2 protein-coding genes are annotated in these 969 nt (G+C 39.7%); both read right to left on the bottom strand.

Features of this window, described 5'->3' with window-relative positions; all coding sequences use genetic code 11:
* On the bottom strand, positions 1–347 hold a 347-nt coding region (locus EI28_RS14280), incomplete at its 3' end, for a hypothetical protein (RefSeq protein ID WP_155937476.1).
* 5 nt (positions 348–352) lie between these two features.
* Entirely contained in the window at positions 353–874 is a 522-nt protein-coding gene (locus tag EI28_RS14285; protein WP_155937478.1) for a hypothetical protein, read from the bottom strand.
* Positions 875–969: the final 95 nt, after the last annotated feature.

Consider the following 969-nt stretch of genomic DNA (forward strand, 5'->3'; position numbering starts at 1 on the left):
GTTCTAAATATACAGAAGTAAGCAAATAATTTTGGAATTTCTCGGATTCTACTGGATTCAATGGGAATATTTTCCGCATTATATAGTTCAGACAGGTTTCCAAGTAAGGGACTGTCAGATGGTAACTCTAATTGAGCTCTTGACGGATAGACTTCCGCAGGATCATATTCCCTTGCTACTTCCACGCCCTCCTGCCAATTTGACAGCGTTTGCTCTAGCATTCTACGAAATTCGGCTTTTAGAGTTATATCAGTTGGAATTAAGTAATAGGAGAGCTCTTCACCCTCTTTTAAAATGATTCCGAACTCAATCGAACGAATGGCAGGGTTTGGGTCCGTATTGGTCATTCAGATCACTCTTTCTTGCTCTCAAAGAAAACAGTATCGCTTATTCTTACAGCATCAATCTGCTCATCCTTACGTATAAAGGCTCTAGGAGTTATTAGAACCAGCCTTTCCTCCCCACTGATGCCGTCATTTCTTTGAGGTGGAACAAGAGTAAACAGGTTATAACCAAAAAATGAGAAAAATATGTTGATATAGTGGAGATTAAGGCACCAGAATAACGCTAATATGATCGTTAGAGCGACAACCGCTGAAAGGAAGTTACTGAAGGTATCTAAACTTAATGAATAGACCGGGAACAGGATTGCAAATAGATATACTATGACGTGCTCGCGGTGATCCTCGGCAAACGCGACAGAAATTGTTTTAACATCGCTGTTTGATTGGGCTTTTCCAATACGCCATAGGAGAAATGCGTTCGGAAATACAATTAGAAATCCGCAGATTGCGACAAAAACATAATTATTGAAATGTGTTGTCCCTCGAATTGCCCACAGCAGGAAAAGTGGAGAGAAACTCGCAAGTACCATAAGTAGCCTTGCCAGTGTCAATCCTTCTTTTCTATAATTTCTCAATTGGGTTCCTCTCCTTACAGCTTAATTTTTAGTTCTATATTTCATTCGAT

Origin of the sequence: Methanoculleus sp. MH98A (assembly GCF_000691865.1) — an archaeon.
Taxonomy (GTDB): domain Archaea; phylum Halobacteriota; class Methanomicrobia; order Methanomicrobiales; family Methanoculleaceae; genus Methanoculleus.

Bases quoted from the DNA above. Each gene is read 5' to 3' on its own strand.
- EI28_RS14285 (WP_155937478.1), bottom strand. From the start codon at position 874: ATGGTACTTGCGAGTTTCTCTCCACTTTTCCTGCTGTGGGCAATTCGA.